Source organism: Neorhizobium sp. 05N33 (assembly GCF_056397445.1).
On record NZ_JBFTNK010000012.1, the window covers coordinates 113,988 to 139,553 of the forward strand.

Sequence of the window (25,566 nt, forward strand, 5' to 3'; positions counted from 1 at the left end):
ACAAAGGAAGAAGCCGTGGCTATGGCAGGCTCCCTTAAGAAGTGACTCATATATGTCGATTCTTTCTTGACATCTCCTGTCCGCTTTCGCAAAAAGAGGATGTTACGGGTCATGTTTGGCAGGTCGACCGAGAATGCTGGTTTGCAGTTGCAATTACATCACCGACAGGGAAATCAAGGACGTCATCACGCAACTCCTTGATGAGGACTGTTGGCAGCTCATCGTACCGTCAAAGGTCTATCATGCCATGGCGAAACGCGGCCGCTGCTGCGGCTGCTTCCCAAGCGTTGTCGACCTGATCATCCGCACGACCGAAGAATATCACGCCCACCACCACTCGACGGAAGACGAAGTGGTCGTATATATGTCCCGCCTGAGACAGTTCCATGAAGAAAACAGGAGAGCGGACATTGAAAGGCGACTCAAAGGTCATCGAGCGGCTTAACGAGGCATTGTTTCTCGAGCTAGGCGCCGTCAACCAGTACTGGCTGCATTATCGCCTGCTGGAGGATTGGGGCTTCAAGAAGCTCGCGAAAAAAGAGCGAGCGGAATCGATCGAGGAAATGCACCATGCCGATCGTCTCATCGATCGCATCATCTTTCTCGAAGGCCACCCCAACCTTCAGACGCTTGCCCCGCTGCGCATCGGCCAGAACGTCAAGGAAGTCCTTGAGGCCGATCTTGCCGGTGAATATGATGCCCGCACAGCCTACAAAGCCTCTCGCGATATCTGTCACGCGGCCGGCGATTACGTGTCGATGAAGCTCTTCGAAGAGCTTCTGATGGATGAGGAGGGCCATATCGACTTCCTCGAAACCCAACTCGACCTATTGGCGAAGATCGGCGAGGAACGCTACGGCCTCCTTAATGCTGAATCCGCGGATTCAGCCGAATAATTACCAGTATCCGAACGCAGACGACCCGGCGAAGCATCCGCTTCGCCGGGTCTTTTTATTTCGGTCGATGGGAACGTTGACTATGGAAGCATGAAAGGAGCGCCGGCCCTGGTTAGTCAGAGCCGTTCGGCTGCCGCTTCAGCCAGATGCGTAAACTCCGCGACGACCTGGTCGTAGACCGCGCGCTTGAAGGGCACGATCAGGCTGGGCAGTTCCGCCATCGGCTTCCATTCCCAGGCATCGAATTCCGGCGCGTGTCCGCCCGGCGGCGGGTTGATGGCGATCTCGCTCTCGTCGCCATCGAAGCGGAAGGCAAACCAACGCTGGGTCTGGCCGCGATATTTTCCCTTCAGCCCGATGCCGATCAGATGCGCGGGCAGATCGTAATTGATCCAATCCTGCGCCTCGGCAAGCAAGGTGACGGAGCGCATCCCCGTCTCCTCGTAAAGCTCGCGATAGGCGGCGGGAAGCGGGTCCTCGCCCTTGTCTATGCCGCCCTGCGGCATCTGCCAGAGCTGCGGGGAGCCATCATACTCGCTATTGCCTTCGCTGATGCGCCGGCCGGCCCAGACAAGGCCCGCGCGGTTCAGAACCATGATGCCGACGCAGGGGCGATAGGGAAGTTCCTCGGCGATGACCGAGCGTTTGTCTTTCTTGCTCATGGATAACTCCGATCGATCACGGTTCGACGCTTTCGGTTGCAAGCGACGAGATGCCGACAATCTCGATCCCGCGCTGCGAGATTTCCTCGCTCCATTGCCTTATCGCATCGATGCTTTCGTCGAAAGCCGAGGCGATGCCGATTGCCGTTCCCTTGCGGCCGGCGATGCGCTCCAGTTCATCGAGTTTCTTGAGGATCGCGTCCTTCTGCAATTGTCCATCAAGGGTCAGATCGCCGAAGGCATGGGGCAGTTCGATCGCCTTGGCAACGACCGCAGTCTTCGACTGCGCCGATGTCCCGTCATCGAGGAAAAGCAGCCCGCGTTTTGAAATATCGCGCAGCACCGGTTCCAGCGCGCCGGCATCCGAGAGATAGCGGCCGCCGAGATAGTTCATGACGCCGGTATAGTTGGTGATCTCACCCATGGCCTGATGGAGGCGGCCGAGATTATCCTTGGGGGACATCTTGGTCAGCAAAGTGCCGGGGCCTGGATCGTTTGCCGGGTAATCGAACGGCTCAAACGGTACCTGGATCAGGATTTCGTGACCGGCGCGGCGGGCTTCCTGCATCCAGCGCTGCAGACTATTGCCGCTGACGGCAAAGGCCAGCGTCACCGTCGGCGGCAGGTCGCGGATCGCCCGCTGGGTGCCTGTCTGGCTAAGGCCAAGACCGCCGACGACGATTGCGATGCGGGTGCCACGCGCGCCGGACCAGGGGCGCGCATACTGGTCCATCGGTCGCTGTCCGCCGGGTCCGACAATCGGCAGCCGGCCATGGGGCGAATTCTCCAGAAGCGCATCATTGGGCTGGGCAGCCATGCGGGGGTCCTGGCCGATCCGCTGGCTGCCGATCATCACCGGTCCGCTGCTATCGCGCGAGCGGGGCGTATACTTGGTCACGACCGACCCGTCATCGGTGAGCGTCCGCTCGATATTGGCGCCGGAATTGGGATCCGATCGAGGCATGCCGGTAGATTGCTGCACTAGGTTCTGGTCGGGTTTCGATGGAGGCTGGGCCTGTTCGGGCTTGGAGGCGGGTGGAACGTTGGAAGCAACCCGCTTCAGGGCATCATCGCCGCGCATGGCGTAGAGCGACAGTCCGAGGATACTGGCAACCGCGAACGCGGCAAAAACGATTGCGAAAGAAAACTTTCGGCTCCGTCGTCGAGCGGCCGGCCGGTTCTGTCCGAGCGGTGCATGGAGATCGGTGCCCAAGGTCTAGTCCGCGCTTTCCCTGCAGATACGAAGAACCGGCCAGCGCGGCGTCTTTTCGACGCGTCACGCTGGCCGGCCCGATGATGTTTTACTTCTTGATCGTGGCGGCGGCAGCCTTATCCGGGCTCGGCGGGAAGGACGGATCCTTCTTCACGCCGCGGAACAGGTCGAGCGCATAGTTAAGCTGGATGTCGTCCTTGGCTTCCGGCGGCACATAAGCTGCGGAACCGGAACCTTCATCGGTCTCGGCGGCACCCTGGATGTGGCCGCGCAGGCTGGATTCGCCTTCAGCCCTGATCTTGCCCTGCAGTTCCGGCGGCAGCGGCTGATCGACCTTGATATCCGGCTGGATGCCGGTGCCCTGGATCGACTTGCCCGACGGCGTGTAATAGAGCGCGGTCGTCAGACGCAGCGCGCCGGCATCGCCGAGCGGGATGATCGTCTGAACCGAACCCTTGCCGAAGGAGCGCGTGCCGAGAACCGTCGCACGACGCAGATCCTGGAGCGCGCCGGCGACGATTTCCGAAGCGGAAGCCGAACCGCCGTTGACGAGCACGATGACCGGCTTGCCATCGGTCAGGTCGCCCGGGCCGGCATTGAAGCGGCGGGTTTCTTCGGCATTGCGGCCGCGGGTGGAAACCACTTCGCCCCGTTCGAGGAAGGCGTCGGAAACATTGATCGCCTGGTCGAGCAGACCGCCCGGGTTGAGGCGCAGGTCGAGCACGTAGCCCTTCAGCTTGTCGGCCGGGACATCCGCCTTGATCTTCTTGATCGCCTTTTCGAGGTCGTCATAGGTCTTCTCGGTGAAGGAGATGATGCGGACATAACCGACATCGCCGCCTTCAACGCGGGACTTCACGGCGCGGACCGCGATGATGTCGCGTACCACGGTGATGTCGAGCGGCTTGTCGGCGCCCTGGCGGATGATGGTCAGCTTGATGGGGGTGTTGATGCCGCCGCGCATCTTTTCGACGGCGTCTTCGAGCTTCAGACCGCGCACCGGTGCGCCGTCGATCTCGGAGATCAGGTCGCCTGCCAGAATGCCGGCCTTGGAGGCGGGCGTGTCGTCGATCGGCGCGATGACCTTGACGAGTTCGTTTTCCATCGTGACTTCGATGCCGAGGCCGCCGAACTCGCCACGCGTCTGCGTGCGCATGTCTTCGGCATCCTTGGCATTCATGAAGCTCGAATGGGGATCGAGCGAGGTCAGCATGCCATTGATGGCGTTCTCGACCAGCTTTTCTTCATCCGGCGGCGTCACATACTGGGCGCGGACCCGTTCGAACACGTCGCCGAAGATCGATAGTTCCCGGTAGGTCGAAGGGCCGGCGGCCTGCGCCGGCACACCGGCCGAATAAATCACGCTCATCGCGGTCGCACCCAAGAGTGCACCGACGATGACAAGAGAAGCCCTACGAATCATTTCGTGCCCTTCCAGTTTCTTTCGAGGTCCACCACGGTTTGGAATCGACCGGTGTGCCATCTTTTCGGAATTCAATGTAAAGCGTTGGACGATCTGTTTCCAGCGCCAATGCAGTTGCGCTTGCCACTCTTTTCTCACCCATCACGGCGATGGGTTCGCCTGCGAAAACGAACTTGCCCTGCCGCGCATTCACTACATCCATGCCGGTCAGAACCAGATGGTATCCGTCTCCGGCATTGAGGATGATCATTTGGCCGTAACTCCGGAAGGCTCCGGCGAAGACCACCAGGCCGTCAGCCGGCGCCGTCACCACTGCCCCCGCATTCGAAGCGACAGTTATGCCTCTTGCCGTGTGCCCCGTCCCATCGGCGTCGCCGAACCACCGCAATACATCTCCGGCAACCGGAAGCTCCAGCTTCTGCTTGAGGCTTGAAAACGCGTATGCGGGCGCAATGCGGTTTTTGTCGGGCACGCCGCTTTGGGCCAGCTGCTTTGCCTTTTCGCGCTCGGCGTCAGACATCATGCGCTGGCGCTCTTCCTCGGCGCGCGTCCGGTCGATGGCCTCGCGCACCGAGGCGATGTCGCCTTCGAACGTCTGAATGAGGTTTTCAAGCGTGGTAGCGCGGCCGGCAAGCTCCTCGGAGCGGCGGCGCTCGGCGTCGAGATCGGCCGCGTTGCGCTTGTTCAACTTTTCGTTTTCGGCAAGCAGAAGATCCATGCGCCGGTCCTCTTCGAGGCTCGCGGCGATGGTGCTGGAAACGGTCGTCTTCTCGGTCATAGCCGAAGCCTGTAGGGAGGCCAGCGACTGAAGGTCGGCAACGAGCTTGTCCGCCTCGTGGCGCATGCCGGGAACGACGGCGCCGAGCAGGATCGCGCTTCGAACCGAGGCGAGTGCATCGTCGGGCGTCACCAGAAGTGCCGGAGGAGGGTTGCGGCCCATGCGTTGCAGGGCTGCGAGCACCTCGGCCAGCACCGCGCGGCGACCACGCAGGGAGGTGCGGATACCGTCCTCCTTGAGCTTCAGTTCGGTGATCTTCTTTTCGCTGTCGAGGATCTTGGTTTCCAGACCTCTGCGGCGTGCCGCCGAATCGATCAGCGCCTGGCGGACATCGGCGGTGTTCTTCCTGATATCGGCGATGTTTTTTTCAATGGCGGCAGCCCGGTCACCCGAAATCTTCATGCTCTTGGTCAGAACTTCAAGCTCGCCGCGGGTTTCGTTGCGTCGGCGCTGCAAATCGGCCGTCGGATCGACTGCTGCCGGAGGGGCGGCCTGGGGCGCCATCGGCGATGTCGCGCTCTGGGCGCGAGCGGTATTGGAGATCTGGAAGGGCGGGACCGGCGCGAAACCGAGGGCCGCCGCCAGAAGCAGCGCGCGCCGGTACGATGTGATCCTGATTGTCCGCATTCCCGCTCCGCTCATCGCCGGATCGAGAAAGCCTAAGCTGATTTGCCCGACGAGGCCACAAACAACATCGTGTTTGAAGGTAAACGATCTTTTAAGCTCTGTGATAGGGATGGCCCGAAAGAATAGTGACCGCGCGGTAAAGCTGTTCGGCAATCAGAATGCGCACCAGCTGATGCGGCCAGGTCATTGAGCCGAGGTTCAGCACCATGTCGGCCCGGTCGCGGAGTTGCGGATCCAGCCCGTCGGCACCGCCGATCGCCAGCATCAGGTCACGTTTGCCGCTGTCGCGATATCGGCCGATCACACCGGCGAAAGCCTCGCTGTCGAGCGCCTTGCCTCGTTCGTCGAGAAGAATGAGAACCGCGCCTTCGGGAAGCGCCTTTTCGAGTGCGCCGGCTTCCTCGCGCTTGCGGGTATCGGCATTCGCCGCCCGGCTTTCCTGGATCTCGATCAGTTTCGACAATTCGAGACCCACCGCCGGGCCAGTCTTGGCGAAGCGGTCGAGATATCGGGACGCAAGCTCCTTCTCCGGTCCGGTCTTCAGCCGTCCCACGGCGAAAAGGCTTATTCGCATGTCCTGATCCGTTGATTTTGCGGCCGAAAATTCCACCCTGCGGCGAGTTGGCACCCAGCCGCGTGATTTCGACCTCAGTCCGACCGGTTCAGAACATGCCCGAACCCGTCAGTGCAGCAGCGTGCCTTCCTCGATATCCGGCGTCGCCCACATCTTTTCGATGTTGTAGAACGCGCGGATTTCAGGCCGGAACACGTGGACGATGATGTCACCGGTGTCAATGAGCACCCAGTCGCCGGTCTCCTGCCCTTCGACGCGGGCGTTGCCAAGCCCCTCGTCCTTCAGGTCGGAAATCAGGTGATCGCTGATGGCCATGACATGCCGGTTCGATCGTCCGGAGACAACGACCATGTAGTCCCCGAGCGCTGATTTTCCAGCAATGTTGATGGTGACGATGTCTTCAGCTTTGGAGTCCTCGAGACTTGCGAGGACCAGTTCGAGAGCACGGGCGGCGGCATCGGCGCCACGTTCCAGGCTCTGCGGGAGAACGGAGGCCGTCCTGCCCTTGGCGTGTACTGTTGTCAGGGTTTGTCCTTTCATCCGGGTAACAGCAACAGGCACTTGAAGCGAATCCGATTCACGCTCGGCCGCTGTATTTAAGGTGGCATCGAATTCTTAATCTTTCAAGAGAGCGTCCGAAAAGGTGATAGAAAGATGTAGACCCCTTTCGGGCAGCCGCTTGGTCGGTGCTAGTCCGATTTTCGGTCGTTTGCGGCGCGGATCGCGGTGGAGCTCAGCGCCGAACGCGGACCGTGAATGAAGGTCCAGGCGGGTGCGCGCCGCTTCCAGAGCGTGCCCGCGTCATCCTCGTCCACCCGGGCATAATCGAAGGTGCGGGCCATTTTTGACGACAGGAACGACAAAGTCGCTCCGGGGCGGTCGATAACGGCGATCGGGAAGGTCGAGGCGATGGACTGCCACTTCTGCCACAAATGAAAGGTCTTCAGGCTGTCGGCGCCCATCACCCAGACGAAATGCACGAGCGGGTTCTTGGCCTTTACGAAGGAGAGCGTATCGGCGGTATAGGAGCCGCCGAGCGTCTTTTCGAAGGCTGTAATCTTGATACGAGGATCGTCAATCAGCTTTTCGCTCATCGCCAGCCGGTCGTCGAGCGAAGCAAGTTCGGAACGGCTTTTCAGCGGGTTGCCGGGGGTCACCATCCACCAGAGCTGGTCGAGGCCGAGCCGGCGAAGCGCAATCTCTGCGACCAGGAGGTGGCCCTCATGCGGCGGATTGAACGAACCGCCGAACAGGCCGACGGCCATGCCCCGTTCGGCATGCGGCATGACCAGATATCGGCGGTCGATCGTCTCTTCCGTCACGCGCGATCAGGGCCGGATCTGGCCGGTGCCGTGCACCCGGTATTTGAACGAGGTCAGCTGCTCGACGCCAACCGGGCCGCGTGCATGCATCTTGCCGGTCGAAATGCCGATTTCGCCGCCCATGCCGAACTCGCCGCCGTCAGCAAACTGGGTGGAGGCATTGTGCAGCAGGATGGCCGAATCGAGTTCGTTGAAGAAACGGGAGACGACCTCAGGATCCTCGGCGATCACCGCCTCCGTATGGTTCGAGGAATAGGTGTTGATGTGGCGGATGGCGCCGGAAATGCCATCGACGATCGCAACCGAGATGACAGCATCGAGATATTCGGTGCGCCAGTCTTCCTCCGTCGCAGGCTTGAAGCCCGGAAAGACCTTGAGAACGGTGGCCGAGCCGCGGATTTCACAGCCGGCTTCCGTCAGCGCTTCGAGGATCGGCATCAGGTGCGTGCCGATCCCGGCACTGTCGATCAGTAGTGTCTCGGCCGCGCCGCAGACGCCGGTGCGTCGCATCTTGGCGTTGACGACGATCTTTTTCGCCATCTCCAGGTCCGCGGAGGCGTCCACATAGATATGGCAGAGGCCTTCGAGATGGGCGAAGACCGGCACACGCGCCTCGTTCTGGACACGGGCGACGAGGCTCTTGCCGCCGCGCGGCACAATCACGTCGATCGCGCCGTTCAGTCCCGACAGCATGGCGCCGACGGCGGCGCGGTCGGTAGTCGGCACAATCTGGATCGCGTGTTCTGGAAGGCCAGCTGCCTTCAGCCCAGCGACGAGGCAATCGTGGATCGCCTCCGACGACTGGGCCGAATCGGAACCGCCCCGCAGGATCACGGCATTGCCGGCCTTGAGGCAGAGCGCGCCGGCGTCGGCGGTGACGTTCGGGCGGCTTTCATAGATCACGCCGATGACGCCGAGCGGCGTGCGGACGCGCTCGATATGAAGGCCGTTCGGGCGGTCCCAGGCAGCGATGACTTCGCCAACCGGATCTTTGAACTCGGCGATCTCGCGCAGCGCCTGCGCCATGCCGGCAATCGATTTTTCGGTGAGCGTCAGCCGGTCGATGAAGGACGGCAGCAGGTCTTTACCCTCGACGCCTTTCAGGTCGGCGGCATTGGCGGCAAGGATCCTGTCCTTGGCGGCAAGGATCGCGTCCGCCATGGCGTGGAGCGCCTTGTTCTTCGCGTCGGTCGAAGCCGTTGCAAGCTGGCGTGCCGCAGCCCTTGCATTGCGACCGATCTGGTCCATCACAACGGCGATGTCGCCGGTCTTCGCAACCATATCAAGCATGGGCGGCATCCTCCTTGCGATCTTCTTTTTTGTCTTTACGTTTCGCCGGCCCGGTCATCACCAGGTCGTCGCGATGGACCATGGCGGCGCGGCCGGCATAACCGAGGATCGCCTCGATCTCGCCGGACTTGCGGCCGGTGATCTGGCGGGCCTCTTCTGCGTCATAGCTCACAAGGCCTCGGGCGATCTCGCGACCGTCGACGCCAATGATCGCGACTGTGTCGCCGCGATGGAACTGGCCGTCGATGCGGCGCACGCCGGCCGGCAGAAGGCTCTTGCCGGTGCCGAGCGCGGTTTCGGCGCCCTCGTCGACGAAGAGTTCGCCGGCCGGCTGAAGCTGCCCCGCGATCCAGGTTTTTCGCGCCGTGACCGGCGTGCCGGAGGGCGCGAACCAGGAGGAGCGAGTGCCTTGCTCGATGGCGCGCAGCGGATGATCCGCCTTGCCGGAGGCGATGATCATGGCGCAGCCGGCGCCGGTGGCGATCTTGCCGGCATCGATCTTGGTGCGCATGCCGCCGCGCGACAATTCGGATGCAGCGCCGCCGGCCATGGCTTCGATCTCCGGCGTGATCGCCGGGACGGTTTCCAGGAATTTCGCGTCGGGATCGAGATGCGGAGGGGCGGTATAAAGGCCGTCGATGTCGGACAGCAGCACCAGAAGATCGGCGCTGGTCATGGTGGCGACGCGGGCGGCGAGGCGATCGTTGTCGCCATAGCGGATTTCGGTCGTGGCGACCGTATCGTTCTCATTGATGATCGGCACGGCGCCGATCTTCAGAAGCTGGTTGATGGTGGCACGGGCGTTGAGGTAACGGCGACGCTCCTCCGTGTCGCCGAGCGTCAGCAGGATCTGGCCGGCCACGATGCCATCGCGCGACAGGCTTTCCGACCAGGCGCGCGCAAGCGCGATCTGACCGACCGCCGCCGCCGCCTGGCTCTCTTCGAGCTTCAATGCGCCGGAGGGCAGGTCGAGCACGGTGCGGCCCATGGCGATGGCGCCCGAAGAGACGACCAGAACGTCGATGCCTCTTGCCTTCAGCGCCGCGATATCGGCGCAGATGGCGTCGAGCCAGTGCGACTTCAGGCCCGTCTTGCGGTCGACGAGCAGCGCCGAGCCGATCTTGATGACGATGCGGCGATGACTGGCGAGCGGTTTACGGGTAGCCGTCATGCATCCTCATCCTCATCGAAATCCTGGATGGGGGTCGAGCGATCGGGCAATGCGGTCTCATTGACGCCGCTCGCCTCGACGATGACGTCGCGCAGCGCGCGCAGCACCTCGGTCATCCCCTTGCCGGTGACGGCGGAGATCAGGAACGGTGTCTGGCCGCAGGCCTTTTCCAGTTCCTTCGCCTTTTTCTTCAGTTCCTTGTCGTCGAGCACGTCGATCTGCGACAGCGCCACGATGACCGGCTTTTCGATCAGACCACCGCCATAAGCTTCCAGTTCATGCTTTACTGTCTTGTAGGCCTTGCCGACCTTTTCCTCGACGGAGGAGACCAGATGCAGGAGCACGCGGGTGCGTTCGACATGGCCGAGGAACCGGTCGCCGATGCCGACACCCTCATGGGCGCCTTCGATCAGGCCCGGGATATCGGCCAGAATGAATTCCCGGGCGTCGATGGTGGCAACACCAAGATTGGGATGCAGCGTCGTGAACGGGTAGTTGGCGATCTTGGGACGGGCGCGGGTGACGCTGGCAAGGAAGGTCGACTTGCCGGCATTCGGCATTCCGACGAGGCCGGCATCGGCGATCAGCTTCAGCCGCAGCCAGATGGTTTTTTCCTCACCTTCAAGACCGGGATTGGCCCAATTAGGCGCCTGGTTAGTCGCGCTCTTGAAATGGGTGTTGCCAAAGCCGCCATTGCCGCCTTTGGCAAGCCGGAACCTCTGGCCTTCGCGGGTCAGGTCGATGATCAGCGTCTCGTTGTCTTCCTCGAAGATCTGGGTGCCGACCGGCACTTTCAACGTCACCTCGCCGCCATTGGCGCCGGTGCGGTTGCGGCCCATGCCGTGGGTGCCGGTCTGGCCCTTGAAATGCTGCTGGAAGCGGAAGTCGATAAGCGTGTTGAGACCGTTGACGGCCTCCACCCAGACATCGCCGCCGCGCCCGCCATCACCGCCATCAGGTCCGCCGAACTCGACGAACTTTTCCCGCCGGAACGAGACCGCGCCCGCGCCGCCGTCGCCGGAGCGGATATAGACTTTTGCCTCGTCGAGAAATTTCATCTTGTCGCCGTCAGTCTTGTGTTAGTCGGGATGCCTGTCGCTTCAGGTCGGGCGCTCAGTGCATGTCGATAGGGGTTTCGATATCGTCGGTTGGGGCGGAGGTCAAAGAATATCATGAAGTTCGTCAGCTATAACATTCAATACGGGATCGGCATGGATGGTGTGTTCGATCCCGAACGCATCGCCGCGAGTATCGAGGGAGCGGATGTCATCGCGCTTCAGGAAGTGACCCGCGGTTTCCCCAGGAACGGCCATGTCGATCTCGTTACCCGTTTCTCGGATCTGTTTCCGGACCATTTCCATGTCTATGGCGCACCTTGCGACCTGCTGCTCGACGTATCTATCGAGAACGGCCGCCGCATCGAGCGCCGTTTTCAGTTCGGCAACATGATCCTGTCGCGCTGGCCGATCCTTTCCACCCGTCATCTCCTGCTGCCCCGCAGCCGCACCGTGGAGATGCTCAACCTGCAGCGCGGAGCGCTGGAAGCGGTGATCGTCGCACCCGGCGGACCGCTCCGGGTTTATTCCGTCCACCTCGATCATGTCTCTCCCGATGAACGGCTCGGCCAGATCCGTTATCTCAAGGAGCGGGTGCTGAACTTCGTCTCCGAGGGCGGTTCGCTCACCGGCGGCGGCGAAGATGGTTTCCCCGATCTGCCGCTGCCGGAGGATTTCCTGCTGATGGGGGATTTCAACATGGAGCCGGAATCGACCGAGTATATCGCCATGGCCGGTCAGCGGGACCGTTATTACGGCCGCATCCTGCGCGCCAACGAACCCGTCGACGTGCTGGACCGCTCCGGATCGTTGACGCCGGAGAGCTATACCTGGGCGAAGCCACCGGGCGACGGGCCGATGAAGATGCATCTCGATCATTGTTTCGTGAATGCCGGGCTGGCGCCGCGGCTGAAAAACGCCTGGGTCGATAACGAGGCGCCTGGTTCAGACCACTTTCCGCTCTGGGTCGAGGTCGAGTGAATGATCCGGCGGAGTTTCCTCCGCCGGGCCTTTGTTATGGGAGCGTCACGGTCGGGCCGGCCGCCGGAAATCCTCAGGCAGCAGCATGGTCTCGATATGCGGCGCCATCCTGTTGCGGGACAGACTGAAGAGCTGGCTCGCATCGACGATGGTGAAACCGAGCTTCTTCTGGACGTTCAGCGAAGCAAGGTTGTCCGCAAAGGCGCCGGAAAACACCTGCGCCTCCGGCATACGCCGGAAGAAACGCTCCAGCGTCCCGGCCGCCGCTTCCGTCATATAACCCCGGTCCCAGTAAAGCCGGTTCAGCCAGTAGCCGAGATGCCACCGGCCCCGCCTCAATTCCAGGCTGACGACGCCGATATGGGCGTCGTCGCCGGTGGTGATCGCCAGCGTCCAGTCCGGCAGGATGCCCGACGCGTTCGGAACCAACCAATCCAGCGCGTCCTGACGGTCATAGGGCTGCGGCACCCGCGCCAGCATGCGGGCCACCTTGAAATCGCCGAGCGATTCGGCGATTGCCGTCGCATCGGTGATCTTGTGCGGGCGAAGCACCAGCCTTTCGGTGGTGATGACCGGGCAAGGGCCCGGCATCGTGACGGTCGTGCTGGTCTTCTGGAGGACGGCGGCGTTCATCGCAGTTCTCCCCAGCTTCTCAAGGACATCCAGGTCTTGCGGTCGAGCCGGAACCACTCGACGGCGACCATGCCGCCGAGCGCCAGGCAATCGATCATGCCGGTGCCCTGGAACTGGAAACCGCATTTCTGGATCACCCGCCGGGAGGCGATGTTGGTCACCCGGCAGCGGGCATCGATATGGTCGATGTTGTTGCGGGTGCGGAAGGCCATGTCGATCAGGGCATGGGCGGCTTCCGTGGCATAACCCCTGTTCCAATAGGGTTCGCCCAGCCAATAGCCGAGTTCGAGCGTTCTTTCGTCCTGTTGCGGTTCGAGCGCGCAGCAACCGAGAAAGGCGCCGTTGTCTCCTCGCGTGATGGCGTAGACGCATTTGCCAATCTCGCCGGCCTTCGTGCGTCGCACGAAATCGGCTGCGTCTTTAGCCGTATAGGGATGCGGCATACGCGACACCATGGTCGCGATATTCGCATTGTTGGCGAGATGGGCAAGTGCGTCGATGTCTTCTTCGTAGGGCGTGCGCAGAACTAATCTCTGCGACAGTAAGACGGGGCAATCGCTTCTCGGCCGGTCGGGTCTTAACCGTTCCTCTGGCGGCCGGGATTGGCTCGCCCTCAGTAGTTCGCCTTGCATGTTCAGTCCTCCTGTTGGGGAAAAGAAAAAGGGAAGATGGTGGTGTCCCATCTTCCCTTTTTCTGACTGAACCTTTGGGCGCTCAGCCGGGTCGATGTGACACCGGCTGCTTAAAACGCTTACCGGCTTTATTCTGCTGCTTCGGCTTTCGGCATTACGGACACGAACACGCGACCATTGGCCTTGGTTCGGTAATTCACGTTGCCGGCGGTAAGCGCAAAAATGGTGTGGTCCTTACCGAGGCCGACGTTCTGGCCCGGATGCCACTGCGTACCGCGCTGGCGCACGATAATGTTGCCCGGAATGACGGCTTCGCCGCCGAACTTCTTCACGCCAAGGCGCTTGGAATTCGAATCGCGACCGTTGCGCGACGAACCGCCAGCTTTTTTATGTGCCATTGGAGTTCTCCTTTACCCTTCGAAACCCGTTGTTAAGCCAAGATGTCCGTGATGCGGACGACCGTGTGATGCTGGCGATGGCCGCGAATCCGCTTGGAATTCTGACGGCGACGCTTCTTGAAGGAAAGAACCTTCTTGCCGCGATTATGCTCGACCACTTCGGCCTTGACCGTCGCACCCGCAACAAAGGGAGCGCCGAACTTGGCATCGGCGCCAACGCCGACAACCAGGATTTCGTTGAATTCTACGACAGAACCAGCTTCGGCTTCCAGCTTTTCGATGGTGAGCACGTCGTTGGCTGCCACGCGGTACTGTTTACCGCCGGTCTTGATGACTGCGAACATTTTTTATCCTTTCATGTTCGTTCCGGCTCTGCCTTCATAAAAGGCGGCCGTCTTTTTATCAGTCGGGCTCTAGCAGGGTTTCGAAAGAGACGATCTTCTGGAACTTGCTGCCGGTGGAATTCGTGTGGCTGTTCCAACAACCGCCACACAAACAAAGAGGCATGGATACTTTTCCACGCCTGATCGCGAGCGGACATACGCGAGCGACAAAAAACTGTCAAGACGAAAGGATATAAAGACTTGATATTCGCCCCTTGCCAGCCCCATGTTTGCCCGCTATGAGAACGCCCGCGCTGACCAACGCGTCATCACGTCTTAAGCGGAGAGGTGGCTGAGTGGTCGAAAGCACCGCACTCGAAATGCGGCATACGGGCAACCGTATCGTGGGTTCGAATCCCACCCTCTCCGCCATAGGTTGAGTAACTCTCCGCCAGATATCCGTAACTCCTTGGGTTTCCTCGCAAAACGCCAGTTCGCTCGCGGCTTTTGAGGAGTAAAACCATGCGGGTATCGCGCCCAGTACACCTTCCGGTACATGTCGGGGTATCGCCAGAATCACCTGATCAGGCATCGCGACCAGTTCGAAAGAAGTCAGGCCCGGGCAGAGGCCCCGGTCCCTACCTTGCCAAATCAGGGTCCGTTTACATCTTCCAGATTAAGATGCCGAAGGCGAGTGGCGGCACGCGGGATATTCCACCGCTGCGGCTGAGCCTTGGGGCATGCTCCCACAGGCGCGCCAGGCTGTTGGCAGACCTATTGGCGGCCAAGGCCAGGTTGATGTTCGATTCGATGAGGTTTGGCAGGGGCATGCAGGAAGATGAATTAGCCGACAGCGAGATTGATGCGCTGGAGAAAATCACAGAAATGAAAGGCGAGCTGAAGGCCTACCTCCGGATGATCGATCGTCCGGAAGCGCCGATCGCCGCCGACGAACTGCAGAAAGCCGCAGGTATTCGCGATCTCGTAAATCTCAACAGGGAACTGGAGAAGCGGGCAAAGGGCGAGCCATTCAACGAATTGATCGTCGGTCATGCCGAGATGCTGCAGCAGTCAGCGATTGCGAAGCTCTCGACTTCATCCGCGCTTTCCGCGCCAGCCTCGACCGCATCGCAGGCCGTCACGCCGCCACCGATCATCGAGACTGCTGGTCAGGATGGCAAGCAATCCGCAGTCGCTCAAGCAAACGCGTGGAGCGGACCCGAAAGACCTCGTGATGCGGATGGAAAGCTGATCCCGGCATTCGAACTCGACAGACGTTCCGTCCCAAGGCCGCGATCGCCGCAGCCCCGGCTGAGTGATGTCATCCCAACTTATCTGGCAACCCGGAGACTTTCGGGCGGCGCGAATATCGAACGGGATCTGGGCACCGCGGAAAGCCGCCTCAATCTCTTCATCGAATTGATTGGGGACCATTCCGTCGATACCTACGTCGCCGCCGACCTCCAAGCTTTCATCAACCATATGCAATACTGGCCCGGAGACAACAATCAGCGCGATCCGGATGTGTCGCCCTGGGATATCATCGATGGCAACAAGGATCTCCATCTCAAGCCCTTGGCGGAAAAGACGCTGAAGGAGGGTTACCTGGCGGTCGTCAAGGCAGCGATCAGGTCAGCCATTACAGGAGGTGGTTTCAACGATCCCTTTGCCGGAGCAAAGCTTACATTCCCCAAAACCGCGGCAAGTCCCCGAAAAGCCACACCGATCGCCATCGCCAAGATGAACGCCCTGTTCCGGGCAGGTGTTCAATCGGGCCTGATGGAGGACATCATGCTTCCGCTCCTGGGGCATCTGACGTCCCGGCGACTTGGTCTGCTGATCCACCTGCGCGGCAATCACATTCGCGAGCAGTTCCCGGATGTGTGGGTTGGTCAGGTGACGCGACTGTCGAATGTCAAAGGCATCTGGACCACCGTGCCGGTCAAGACGCAGGATAGCGAGCGCTACTTCGTACTTCACGAATTCCTGAACGAGATCGGTTTCATCGACTGGGCTGCGCGTCAGGGTTCGAATTTTCTCTTCCCGAACATCATGAAGCTTGCGGATCCCAGCAAGAGCGGTTCCTCCTACATGCAGCGTCTCTTTCAAAAGGCGGGAATCAAGGGCAAGTCGAGTGAGGAGAATTTTGGTCGGCGAGAGGTATTCCACTCGTTGCGAAGCGGAAACATCCAGGACATGCGAGATTCCGGAGTTGATCCGCGTGACCGCAGGGTGCAGGCCGGGCACAGCGCGGGCACCGATGAGCACGATCTATATGGCTTCGATGTCGCAACCGAGAAGGAAGCGCGAAAGCTCAAGGTTCTGGCGCTGGATCCGGAGATCGATTACTCCGTTTTCCGCGAGCTGGATTTCGACAGTATCGCCAAGAAGCAACGGGTTGCCGGGCCGCCGAAGCGGAAATAATTTCCGATACGGTCATCTCGCCGTGTCGAGCAAAAACCCACGTTTCTACCACGAGGGAAGCATGGGCAGTTTGCTTCGTTTGTAACGATGCCGGCCCGCTCGCTCTCGGCCCTATGCTCTGGAAATCCGATTCAGAATCAAACGGCGTTTTCAGGAGTAATGGGGGGAGAAGTCGTAATTTCAGCAAACGCCGTTAGTCGTCGATCGAACCCGTCAAGCGAGGCCAATCCGGCAACAACAGGCCAAGTGGAGACGGCCGTGCTCAGACTTCCTGGTCGGGACCGTCGGGATAGATCAGGTGGATTTTCCTGCGAAACGGCGATCCGCCCGTCCGATACTTTGCGACCAGCTCGTCGAACACCACGTCGCATTCGCACTCATCGAACCCCTGATCAACCAGCATCGAGACGATCCTGTCCTGGAACTTCTCGAGCTCCGCCTGCTGCCCCTTCTCGACCGCCCGCCGGATGAGCCAGAATAGAGCCACCCGGGCCACATCATCTCTGTCAGGCCGCTTCGCTTTTTTGTTGGCGTCGCGAAGCGCCTTCTGCCGCTGCCTGGCTGCCTTCAGGTTCATGCTGTCTCCTCCCGATCCTCGGCCTCTCCTCAATGGTCAGGGGACCGGCCTACCGGCGCAAGCCTTCTTCGCCAGAATCGGAAATATCGATCTTTGAATCGGCGGCTCAGAACAATGAATCAAATGACCGCAATTTGTTTCGACTTGCGGGCACGTTACCTAAACTCAGGACAACGTTTACGACCGCAAACGCCGTTGATGAATCATTGTATTCGAGCTCCGAATCAAAAATCCCGAACTCGGAATCAAATGAGCGCAATTTTTTTCAGGTTGTCCGTAACCTGAGATGAGTTGCCGACAACGTGCCGCACCTCGTCTCAAGTCATTCCACTTCATCACGATGGTGTCCGAGTATCCAGCCTTCCCATTTGCGGACGGCTTTATGTGCCGGAACGCCTTCACCGCGCCGCCCGTCGACGACATCGAGCATACCGAGAAGCCCGATGGTGGCATCGAAACGATCCTCTCCCGTCTTATCTGAGCCGAAGCCGTCGTCGATGAAGGGCAGAAGCAGATCGATATCGAGGTCTGGCCGCGCTGCAAGCCAAGGCAATATACTCTGCCCCATCCGTATCCGGTCTGCCTGACGCCGCTTGCTCCAGCCACCTCGAGGCATGCCGACCTGACGGTACACATCGCCGGGATAGGTCTCAGTGACGACGACGGGCTTACTGTTGGCGAGATCGGCCAGGTTTCCATCGAACGGCCACAGCCCGATCTCAGCCAATCTCGGCACGATGATTTCCCGCCATCCCGAGATCGCACTTTTGCCGACCTGATTGCCGCCAAGCGTCCAGAACAGCATGCAGGCGGCCTGTCGATCGGCGGTCGCCCGCTCGCAGACACGCAGGAGCGACGATGCGTCAGAGATCCCGAGGGCATCGAACAGATGGGCACGGGCTGTGCCACCAGGGCGGACGGGATAGAACGGGCGGTGCAGCGAGATATGATCGCGATGATCGGCGACACTGTACCAGTTCGACCAGATCCCGGAGCCGAACAATGTCAGCGCCTCCCGAATGGAACCGAGGTCAACCGCTCGCGCATAGGCTTCTGGCAGACCGATCGGGAAGTCGAAGCCGATGAGAAGCGAGCCAGGATCGGCGGCGCGACGCTGCAGCCGGTCGAACAAGCTCGACGTGTCACCGACGAGTTCCGGAGGCTGAACATGCCATTGTCTGCCGCGTTTGATGGCCACGGTCATCCAGCGCTTTTTCTGGTCCATGCTCCAATCGCAGTGGGCGACGACTGCGACACTCATCCGGCACTCCGATTCTTCTCATCAGCCACATGACTATCAGCTTCAACGCGTCAGATCACCGCCTGTCAGGATTTGCAGCACCGCCGTCTCATCCATTGCCTGCGCATCGAACAGCGCCTTTGCCAAGTCATGGAAGATCGGCCTGCGCCTTCTGAGGATCGCCGCCGCCCGGTCGAGTGCCGCTTCCAGCCTGGCATGAACGCGTGCGGCCAGTTCTGGTTCACGCCCGAACACCTCGGCCGGATCGCGATGGGGACGATAGAGCAGCGGATGCTCGGTCCCGAAGCCAAGGGTGCGTTCCATATCGAAGGCGATCCTTGTGGCCCGCGCCAGATCGCTGTCGTCAGTCCCGCCGGAACCACTTGATACGCGCTTGAGCACAAGAGCCTCGGCTGCCCGCCCGGCCATCAGCATCGTCAGCATGCTTTCGAACCAGGCGCGGGTATCGGTTCCGGATGGATGGAAGCCGAGCAGATTGTAGGCTCCCTGCCCGGTATCGATATTGAGGCCACGGACCGGGCCGAGGTCGAGGGCATGATGGACAACGGCATGGCCCGCCTCGTGGATGGCGAAGCGCCAACGCAGATCATAGGGCACGGGCGGGCGGTTGCTCCGGATGCCGTCTTCGATATCCTCGAAGCGGATCGCCCGCTTGCCGCGGCGCGCCGTCAATCGCGCCTCCCGGACGACGCGTTCGATATCTGCACCCGTCAGTCCCATGGCCCGCGTCGCCAGGCGCCTCAGAATGTCATCGACTGGATGGGCTTGTCGCGCGGCCGCCGGCGCTCCCGTCGTGTTGGTGTTCTGGGTCACGGTCATCGGCCTGCTCCCTTCCGTCCACTCTCTGCTTCTTCCCTCAGGTAGTCAGCGACGATCTCCTTTAGCGAGAATCCATCATCGACTTCCGGGCGGGTGTCCAATTCCGGCTCCTGGATCAGCAACATCACATCGTCACCGAGATGATGGGCAAGAATCTCCGCGAGCGTCGGCACATCGGGCTTGGAGATTTCGATATGCGTCTCCAAGCGTCCGGATCGCTTGATCGCCTCATCGATATCACCTGGGCGGTTGGTGGCGCCGACGATGATCAGTCCCTCGCTCTTCACGGCTCCGTCCAGGAGTTCGAGTGCCTTGTTGACCACGGCATTCCAATAGTCAGAGTATTCCCGTTCAGCCGGCTGCCGCTTGCCGATGCCATCGATCTCGTCGATGAAGAGAATGGCCGGCGCCATGGCCCGAGCCTCGACAAAGGTCTTCGCCATCCTGTCGATCACGTCATTGAGGTGCCCACCCTGCAGCCAGGTCGAGACCGAGGTCACGACCAGCGGGACCTGCAAGGTATTGCACAACGCTCGGGCAAAGGTCGTCTTGCCGGTGCCGGGCGGACCCGACAACAGCAGCTTGGTGCTCATCTCCGACCAGGCAAGGATGCTGGCCCGGTAGTCATCCAGGTCGGCCTTAAGATCGAGCGCCCAGTCTTTGGCTCGGCCATATCCGGAGAGTGTTTCAACGATCACTGGCGGCTTGTGGCCGGTCTCGTCGGCCGTCAGCAAAGGCTCAGGCTGGATCACTTCCGCACCCGACGGCTTATCCCTTTTCCAACGGCCGCTGGCATCATTGTCGGACGACTTTGGCTTCTCGTCCGATCCGGACGTCTTCTCCATGGATGTTTTTGAAGGCGACGATCCGGATGTCTTGTCGCCACCCTCGCCATCATCGGCGTCGCCGTCCTCGTCGTTTGAGTCGCCGCGATTGCGTTCGATGAGGATTGCAAGGACATGCAGCACGTCCCTGATATGACGTCCCGGACGAAAGGCAAGCACAAGGTCCTCGAGCGACAGCCAGCGTGCATCGGAATCCGACGGCAGGCCTAGCGTCTCGAATGCCGTGTCTGGATAGATCGTCTCGACGAGATCGGCGACGAACCGCCGATCGAGCTTTCCCGTTTCCAGCGACAGATCGGCGGAGATGCGCAGCAGCGAGGGAATGTCCGATCGCTTCTCGGCGATGGCAAGAATCGGAAAGTCGCGGGACAGTGCGCTGATCATCCGCCGACGCAGGGCATTGCCCGTGACGCGATGCACGCCGGCACCCGAGAACACCACAAGCCGTTTGCGAACCTCCCCTTCGTAAACGTCGAAGTGGTTGTCGTCGAACATATGGTCCGCATCGATGATCGCGAAGGGACCGCCAGGCACCAGCCGGGATTTCTCCAGCAGCCGCAGCACTTCCCGCTCGAAGCCATCGAGCGGCGCGTGGAGCGTGATGACCGGCGTCACATGGATCAGGGTGTGAACGATCTCCCGAAGCGATCTGCCGCTACTCCGGACCGCGCGCGCCAACACAAGGGCCGCCACGACATGACTGACCAGCGGCGCGGCCGCTGCCCGACCCACAAGGCCGACCGCGTAAGCGCGCCGATCGACACCGTTGCCGAGTGCTGCACCCTGCGCGATCGCGCCGCGGCGCTTCCGGGGAAAGGCAACCAGCGGCGAGATAGGCTTCACGTCGTTGATCTCCGTCGTCACGGCAATATCGCCACCCGTGCCAAAAGCCGGATTGCTACTCTCCTTCGGTGCGACAAGCCAAGTATCGAAGTTCTGCCGGAACCAGGCACCATCCCGGCCCGCATTGCCGGTCAGCCTTGTCGTGTCGAAGACCGGTGTGTAGCGGCAGAGCAGGTGACCATCGACATCGACGATCTTGGCCTCGAGCAGGCCATTGCGCAGCGCGATCCGGCGTGCCTCGCGGCGAGCAAGATGCCGAAGCCGGCGGACGAACAGACGAGCGAGTTTATCCATCAGCGCGTCCTCCGGTCTCCGCGGCAATAATTGCCGTTTCGGGGTTCAACACCGGATCACGCGGTCGCGTCCGGAAGCGCTTTCGACCATCGCGATGATCAGACCTCATGGAAGTAGCCCGCACACGCTCGCGCGGCGAACGGCGCAGACGGTGGGTTTCAGCCACCGCTGTAACCGGAGTCGAAAGACTCAGATGCTCGTTCCGGAGCCAGCCGAGATTCCGGTTGCGGTTCTGCAGCCAGTCGATCAGCAGGCGGCATGCTGCGTTGTCATTGTGTGCAAGCGCGCTCAACCGAAGCATCAAGGGCTCCGGCACATGGCCGTCCAGCAAACGGCCTTGCCGAATGAAGGCGAATGCCAAGCCGATCAGAACGGCGGGATCATCGGAATCGCTTCGCCCTACCTTACTGTCGCGGGGTTCAAGGTGGCGAACGTTCTCCAGCCTTTCGTGAACGCAAAGGGGCGAGATGGTATTGATCGTGATCGCTTCGCAGCGGAAGCCGAACGGGCTATGGTTGTCGGTGGACATGACTGTCTCCTCGCCGGAGCGCATGGCATCCGGCGTTCTTGGAATGGATAGACTGGGAAAGCTGGCCACGCCTTGACGGCGCGGCCGCGGTCAGTGCCGTCGGGCTAGCGGCCCATCAGTGGCGGCGCGGACGGCGGGCAAAGCCAACCCGGATGCGGACCGGTTCCGGTTCGTCGTCCTGATCATCATCGAAGCAGCCGAGATCATAAGGTCCGCCGTCCTCGTCCAGCGCCACGATTGCCTGCTCTTCCTCATAGCTCCGAGCCGGGCCGTTCAACGTGATCAGCGGCTTGCCGGACATGATCGAGGCAGTCGCGGTATCCGTCACGATCATCGCCGTGACACCGAGGGCCTTGCGGGCTTCCGCTTCAAGAAGCTGCCGCACCCGGTGCCCGAAGCGCGACCGCAACTCGGCCATGCAGGCGGCGACGCCGTCGATCTCCAGCAGGTCGTCGATCTCGGACAAGGCCCAGATGCCGGTGGCATGATCGCTCGGGCGACTGGCGCCATCGACGATGGCGACCTCGACCGTGTCGACCATGATGCGCTTGTGATGCTTGTAAAGCCAATCCGGCAGGACCATCGCCGATGCCATCATTTTCATCTTCAGTTCCTCGAGACGGCTTGTGTCACCGTAGGACGCAAGCGAGCGCTTGAGATCCAAGATGTAGGCCGTGTGCCGCGCGCGGTTCACGACGATCAGGTCGGGCGTGTAGCTGCCCTTCGCCGGTGCCTCGCAATCGAGCTTGATCCCATCGAGGCTCTGCCAGTCGTTTCCGGACACGGCCTCGAGCGCGGTCTTGACGAGTGGCAGTTTCAGCGACTGGGTAAGAACGGTGACATTCGGGTTGGCTTTCGCCAAACGTTCGACCGCCTGCTCCAAAAGCTTGCCTTCCCGGAACGACACCGCACGGACGAGCGACGCGATGTGAACGTAGTGACCGAGGATCTCGTCTTCGACCGGTTCACCATCGGCGATCGCGGCGATGGCACGATCGATCAGCAGATCGAGATCGGCTTCGACATCACGAAAGCGAACGATGTGTGGATGGCGGCGCAGGGCAACCGGTTCGCTAACGGAAGCCGTTGCATGAACCGAAGCGCGGCTGAAGCCGAAGGGGCGCTCGCGCAATCCGGCGGCGTTAGCGCCGCCGCCATGGGTGTTCATGTTGATGGTCGAAGGGAGAACTTCCCCAATGGGGAGTGCAGATGTAAACGTGCTCATAGCCCGATTCCTTTTCATGAAGGCTGAGGGTCAGGCCCTTGGTAGCGTTGGCGCGCTGCCTTGGGCCGCTTTGTGTCCGGTCATCCGAACGCCCTTAACCTGGCAGGACCGGCGACCGGGCTCAAGGACCCGATCGGCAAAAAAGAGAACGAAGCCGGTACAAGGTTAACGGCGGGCTCACAACCAAGTTCGACCGATGCCAGAAAACCGTTCAAACGAAAGGGGCCGACAAGCGACCCCTTCAATCCAATCCCGAAGCGAATGGCTTCATAGCTTATTACTGCATCAAGCGTGTCCCGACCGTTGCTTCGGTGCCAGCGGCATCACCAGCCCCTTCTCTTCCAGAATTGCCCGTCTTGCCGACTTTGGCCTTTCGATTGTGACGTTGGCGCCAAACGGCGCGAGGATGCCTTCGATCCGCTTGGCGTCGCTTTCATTGATGCTCGCAGCTTCGGTGCCGGGCTCCAGTTCGTCCGCAACCCGGTCGGCTGTGCCACCCTCGCTGGGCTGATCATCGGGCTCAGCAAGTGTCGTCGAGCTTGCCTCGGTCACGGCTGCGTCTTTCAACGGGCTCAAGACAGTGGCCGACAGAGGCCAGGCCGGACCCTTGGTTTTCGCCGAGGCCCATTCCAAAATCGGCAGGACTTCGTTCTCCAGCCAGCTATGGAGGTTTCCCACTTCTGGCCAGGTATCAACGCCGCCGATCTTATGGAGAAGGTCACCGACGGCCTTCCAATTGGTATGGGCTGGAAGCTTGGTTTCCCAAATCACATAGGCAACCTCCGGATTGGGCATGACGAACTGCGCGAGACTTTCAAGTTCCTTGCGGGCAAGACGGGCGGTAAGGTGAATCTGCTCGGCAAGCGTCTTCTTGACGACCCGCTTCTCCAGAAGGGCCGCGGCGACATATGTCCGGATCTCCTCGACGTGGTCGAGGAACGACTTCAGACCATTCCGGACCTTGATCGCGATGATCGCCTTGAGCCCTTCGGCCCCACCGATATCGTAGGGGCTCTCCTCCAGGCGGGCGTCACCGTCTGACTGCTTTGCGCCTGCCAAGATTTCCGTGACGTCTGCCACTCGCAGCCGGCGATGCTGCATCGCAAAACCGATCGCCTGTTCGATCTTCTCCGGCTCGGCCGCGCTCAACTTGCCAAGAACGGTCGATCCGACCGCCAGCGCGACGAGCGTGTCCTTGTAGCCTGAGAGATTGCGGTGGATGGCCCTGTACGTGCGTACGTGGCGGGACGTATAATCGCAACGCTGCACCACCCATTTCTCCAGAAGTCCGTCCGGAAGCAACTCGGCGGCTCGCTCCAGATACGCACCGAGTGCAAACGACTCTTCGGTTGAATGGCGGCGAGCGCCAATGAGACGGGAGGCCATCTCCTCCAGTTCGCCTCGGATCTCATCGTCGGCGACATTCAGGGAATCGTAGAGGGTGCGGGCGGAGGCAGAAAGTCCTTCAGTAGTCTTGTTCATGTCTTACTCCAATGCGGTTGATCCATATCCTGAAGAAAACCTTCAAGACATCCTTATGATCGCACGGCAATGCGAGTAACGATACTAATCAGTGGTTTTGGTAAATAATGTTGTCATCATATAATCTTTGATTTATACTTATAATACTTGATTTCCGACGATATTCTGGACCTGCAGAGAGAATCTTTCTTTCGCCAAGCGTAGTATTGTTGCGCCACAACCCTTGGGAGAGCAACGGTGCTGGAACCTCAATGGTGGGCCGTTTTGTCGCGAGCCGCTGACGCGGCCTGCGCGCCATGCTAGCCTTGGCCATCACAAGATAGATGCGCGATGACCAAAGCCATTCTGACAACCAAGACAGACCCCACCTACGACGACCTGCCGGAGCAGCGGTATCACTTTCCGCGGACCTATCTGCGTCAAGTCGAGGCCGCTCTCGGAGATTGGATCGTCTATTACGAACCCCGGCGTCCGAGCGGCGACCTGATGAAATCGGGCGGCAAGCAGGCCTATTTCGCCACCGCCCGGATTGTCAGCATCATTCCCGATCCGGCAACGCCCGATCATTTCTACGCGCTGATCGAGGATTTCCTGCCCTTCGATCAGGCGGTCCCCTTTAAGGAAGCGGACCATTACTACGAGAGCGGCCTGCGCAAGGAGGACGGCTCGACCAACAAGGGCGCGTTCGGTCGAGCGGTACGAAATGTTCCTGACGCCGAGTATGACCTCATCCTGACGGCGGGCTTCGCTCACGTGCTTGGTCACCGGAATAGGGAACGGCCCACGCCCGACCCGGCAGAAGAGACACGCGTCGGTTTTGCGGACAATCCTCAGGCGCCTTTTGAAGTCGACGGTGTAGATCGAAGGATCATCTCGCAGGTGGTCAACCGTCCTTTCCGGGATCGAGCCTTCGCCGCGGCTATCAAGACCGCCTACCACGACACTTGCGCTGTCACCGGCATCAAGCTGATCAACGGCGGCGGGCGCTCGGAAGTCCAGGCCGCCCACATTCGCCCTGTCGCCGACGGTGGTCCAGACAGCGTTCGCAACGGCCTCGCGCTCTCCGGCACAGTGCATTGGATGTTCGACCGCGGGCTGATTTCGGTCGATGACGACTACAGCCTGCTTATAGCGAGCGGCGGCGTCCCCGATACCGTTACGCGGCTGATCAATCAGGAGCGACGCCTGCTAGTGCCATCACGGTCGGACGAACGACCACATTGGCAGTTTCTGCAGTATCATCGTGAGCGGGTGTTCAAGGGGTGACAATGCGGAAATAGTTTCCGGCT

At 60.7% G+C, this 25,566-nt stretch carries 25 protein-coding genes, 1 tRNA gene and 1 pseudogene; 6 read left to right on the top strand and 21 right to left on the bottom strand.

Annotation, left to right across the window (positions count from 1 at the left end; all coding sequences use genetic code 11):
• The first annotated feature begins 41 nt into the window (after nucleotides 1-41).
• Nucleotides 42-445: pseudogene (locus AC1DLT_RS24425) on the top strand ((2Fe-2S)-binding protein).
• Nucleotides 411-896 (top strand): bacterioferritin, encoded by a 486-nt coding sequence (gene bfr, locus AC1DLT_RS24430; RefSeq protein WP_038547247.1) that lies wholly within the window; start codon nucleotides 411-413, stop codon nucleotides 894-896. The pseudogene AC1DLT_RS24425 and the gene bfr overlap by 35 nt, the downstream one beginning before the upstream one ends.
• A 116-nt stretch (nucleotides 897-1,012) precedes the next feature.
• Here the strand turns inward: bfr and AC1DLT_RS24435 are convergent, their stop codons facing one another.
• From AC1DLT_RS24435 to obgE, 10 genes are all read right to left on the bottom strand, one after another.
• Nucleotides 1,013-1,558 (bottom strand): RNA pyrophosphohydrolase, encoded by a 546-nt coding sequence (locus AC1DLT_RS24435; protein WP_477488467.1) that lies wholly within the window; start codon nucleotides 1,556-1,558, stop codon nucleotides 1,013-1,015.
• Nucleotides 1,559-1,574: 16 nt separating this feature from the next.
• Nucleotides 1,575-2,771, bottom strand: a complete 1,197-nt coding sequence (locus AC1DLT_RS24440) for a divergent polysaccharide deacetylase family protein (RefSeq protein ID WP_477488468.1) — start codon at nucleotides 2,769-2,771, stop codon at nucleotides 1,575-1,577.
• A gap of 88 nt (nucleotides 2,772-2,859) precedes the next feature.
• On the bottom strand, nucleotides 2,860-4,194 hold the full coding sequence (locus AC1DLT_RS24445) for a S41 family peptidase (protein WP_477488469.1): 1,335 nt from the start codon (nucleotides 4,192-4,194) through the stop codon (nucleotides 2,860-2,862).
• Nucleotides 4,184-5,599, bottom strand: coding sequence for a murein hydrolase activator EnvC family protein (locus AC1DLT_RS24450; protein WP_477488470.1), 1,416 nt, complete (start codon nucleotides 5,597-5,599; stop codon nucleotides 4,184-4,186). The genes AC1DLT_RS24445 and AC1DLT_RS24450 overlap by 11 nt, the downstream gene beginning before the upstream one ends.
• A gap of 91 nt (nucleotides 5,600-5,690) precedes the next feature.
• The gene (rlmH, locus tag AC1DLT_RS24455; protein ID WP_477488471.1) at nucleotides 5,691-6,173 is read right to left on the bottom strand and encodes a 23S rRNA (pseudouridine(1915)-N(3))-methyltransferase RlmH; all 483 of its coding nucleotides are present in this window, start codon (nucleotides 6,171-6,173) and stop codon (nucleotides 5,691-5,693) included.
• Nucleotides 6,174-6,281: 108 nt separating this feature from the next.
• Nucleotides 6,282-6,713, bottom strand: a complete 432-nt coding sequence (gene rsfS / locus AC1DLT_RS24460; protein WP_037086221.1) for a ribosome silencing factor — start codon at nucleotides 6,711-6,713, stop codon at nucleotides 6,282-6,284.
• A 149-nt stretch (nucleotides 6,714-6,862) separates the two neighbouring features.
• Nucleotides 6,863-7,459 (bottom strand): nicotinate-nucleotide adenylyltransferase, encoded by a 597-nt coding sequence (locus tag AC1DLT_RS24465; protein ID WP_247033273.1) that lies wholly within the window; start codon nucleotides 7,457-7,459, stop codon nucleotides 6,863-6,865.
• Nucleotides 7,460-7,501: 42 nt separating this feature from the next.
• Entirely contained in the window at nucleotides 7,502-8,785 is a 1,284-nt protein-coding gene (locus tag AC1DLT_RS24470; RefSeq protein ID WP_477488472.1) for a glutamate-5-semialdehyde dehydrogenase, read from the bottom strand.
• Nucleotides 8,778-9,956: a glutamate 5-kinase gene (gene proB, locus AC1DLT_RS24475; RefSeq protein WP_477488473.1), complete on the bottom strand. Its 1,179-nt coding sequence runs from the start codon at nucleotides 9,954-9,956 to the stop codon at nucleotides 8,778-8,780. Before proB ends, AC1DLT_RS24470 begins: the two co-directional genes overlap by 8 nt.
• Nucleotides 9,953-11,014, bottom strand: a complete 1,062-nt coding sequence (gene obgE, locus AC1DLT_RS24480; protein WP_477488474.1) for a GTPase ObgE — start codon at nucleotides 11,012-11,014, stop codon at nucleotides 9,953-9,955. The genes proB and obgE overlap by 4 nt, the downstream gene beginning before the upstream one ends.
• A 114-nt stretch (nucleotides 11,015-11,128) precedes the next feature.
• On the opposite strand from obgE, the gene AC1DLT_RS24485 reads away from it, so the two are divergent.
• Nucleotides 11,129-11,992 carry an endonuclease/exonuclease/phosphatase family protein gene (locus AC1DLT_RS24485; protein WP_477488475.1) on the top strand — a complete coding sequence of 288 codons (864 nt, stop codon included), beginning with the start codon at nucleotides 11,129-11,131 and terminating at the stop codon, nucleotides 11,990-11,992.
• 45 nt (nucleotides 11,993-12,037) lie between these two features.
• On the opposite strand, the gene AC1DLT_RS24490 is transcribed toward AC1DLT_RS24485, so the two are convergent.
• The 4 genes from AC1DLT_RS24490 to rplU all read right to left on the bottom strand — a co-directional run bounded on the left by AC1DLT_RS24490 (nucleotide 12,038) and on the right by rplU (nucleotide 13,999).
• The gene (locus AC1DLT_RS24490) at nucleotides 12,038-12,625 is read right to left on the bottom strand and encodes a GNAT family N-acetyltransferase (protein WP_038547212.1); all 588 of its coding nucleotides are present in this window, start codon (nucleotides 12,623-12,625) and stop codon (nucleotides 12,038-12,040) included.
• A complete protein-coding gene (locus AC1DLT_RS24495; RefSeq protein ID WP_477488476.1) occupies nucleotides 12,622-13,257 on the bottom strand; it encodes a GNAT family N-acetyltransferase in 636 nt (211 codons plus the stop codon). Before AC1DLT_RS24495 ends, AC1DLT_RS24490 begins: the two co-directional genes overlap by 4 nt.
• Nucleotides 13,258-13,385: 128 nt before the next feature.
• The gene (rpmA, locus tag AC1DLT_RS24500; protein ID WP_007757411.1) at nucleotides 13,386-13,655 is read right to left on the bottom strand and encodes a 50S ribosomal protein L27; all 270 of its coding nucleotides are present in this window, start codon (nucleotides 13,653-13,655) and stop codon (nucleotides 13,386-13,388) included.
• Between the two features lie 32 nt (nucleotides 13,656-13,687).
• Nucleotides 13,688-13,999, bottom strand: a complete 312-nt coding sequence (gene rplU / locus AC1DLT_RS24505; RefSeq protein WP_007757413.1) for a 50S ribosomal protein L21 — start codon at nucleotides 13,997-13,999, stop codon at nucleotides 13,688-13,690.
• A gap of 321 nt (nucleotides 14,000-14,320) precedes the next feature.
• Here rplU and AC1DLT_RS24510 point away from each other — a divergent pair.
• Together AC1DLT_RS24510 and AC1DLT_RS24515 are read left to right on the top strand one after the other, a co-directional pair.
• Nucleotides 14,321-14,410: transfer RNA gene (locus AC1DLT_RS24510), tRNA-Ser, on the top strand.
• Nucleotides 14,411-14,755: 345 nt separating this feature from the next.
• Entirely contained in the window at nucleotides 14,756-16,402 is a 1,647-nt protein-coding gene (locus AC1DLT_RS24515; RefSeq protein ID WP_477488477.1) for a site-specific integrase, read from the top strand.
• Between the two features lie 262 nt (nucleotides 16,403-16,664).
• Here AC1DLT_RS24515 and AC1DLT_RS24520 read toward each other — a convergent pair whose 3' ends face one another.
• The 7 genes from AC1DLT_RS24520 to AC1DLT_RS24550 all read right to left on the bottom strand — a co-directional run bounded on the left by AC1DLT_RS24520 (nucleotide 16,665) and on the right by AC1DLT_RS24550 (nucleotide 24,277).
• Nucleotides 16,665-16,979, bottom strand: a complete 315-nt coding sequence (locus AC1DLT_RS24520) for a hypothetical protein (RefSeq protein ID WP_477488478.1) — start codon at nucleotides 16,977-16,979, stop codon at nucleotides 16,665-16,667.
• 322 nt (nucleotides 16,980-17,301) lie between these two features.
• Nucleotides 17,302-18,240, bottom strand: a complete 939-nt coding sequence (locus AC1DLT_RS24525) for a DUF429 domain-containing protein (RefSeq protein ID WP_477488479.1) — start codon at nucleotides 18,238-18,240, stop codon at nucleotides 17,302-17,304.
• Nucleotides 18,241-18,282: 42 nt separating this feature from the next.
• Nucleotides 18,283-19,059 carry an ATP-dependent metallopeptidase FtsH/Yme1/Tma family protein gene (locus AC1DLT_RS24530; RefSeq protein WP_477488480.1) on the bottom strand — a complete coding sequence of 259 codons (777 nt, stop codon included), beginning with the start codon at nucleotides 19,057-19,059 and terminating at the stop codon, nucleotides 18,283-18,285.
• Nucleotides 19,056-21,041 (bottom strand): ATP-binding protein, encoded by a 1,986-nt coding sequence (locus AC1DLT_RS24535; RefSeq protein WP_477488481.1) that lies wholly within the window; start codon nucleotides 21,039-21,041, stop codon nucleotides 19,056-19,058. The genes AC1DLT_RS24530 and AC1DLT_RS24535 overlap by 4 nt, the downstream gene beginning before the upstream one ends.
• On the bottom strand, nucleotides 21,034-21,570 hold the full coding sequence (locus tag AC1DLT_RS24540; RefSeq protein WP_477488482.1) for a hypothetical protein: 537 nt from the start codon (nucleotides 21,568-21,570) through the stop codon (nucleotides 21,034-21,036). The genes AC1DLT_RS24535 and AC1DLT_RS24540 overlap by 8 nt, the downstream gene beginning before the upstream one ends.
• A gap of 115 nt (nucleotides 21,571-21,685) precedes the next feature.
• Nucleotides 21,686-22,795: a hypothetical protein gene (locus tag AC1DLT_RS24545; RefSeq protein ID WP_477488483.1), complete on the bottom strand. Its 1,110-nt coding sequence runs from the start codon at nucleotides 22,793-22,795 to the stop codon at nucleotides 21,686-21,688.
• 285 nt (nucleotides 22,796-23,080) lie between these two features.
• On the bottom strand, nucleotides 23,081-24,277 hold the full coding sequence (locus AC1DLT_RS24550; protein WP_477488484.1) for a hypothetical protein: 1,197 nt from the start codon (nucleotides 24,275-24,277) through the stop codon (nucleotides 23,081-23,083).
• Between the two features lie 330 nt (nucleotides 24,278-24,607).
• On the opposite strand from AC1DLT_RS24550, the gene AC1DLT_RS24555 reads away from it, so the two are divergent.
• The gene (locus AC1DLT_RS24555; RefSeq protein WP_477488485.1) at nucleotides 24,608-25,543 is read left to right on the top strand and encodes an HNH endonuclease; all 936 of its coding nucleotides are present in this window, start codon (nucleotides 24,608-24,610) and stop codon (nucleotides 25,541-25,543) included.
• Nucleotides 25,544-25,566: the final 23 nt, after the last annotated feature.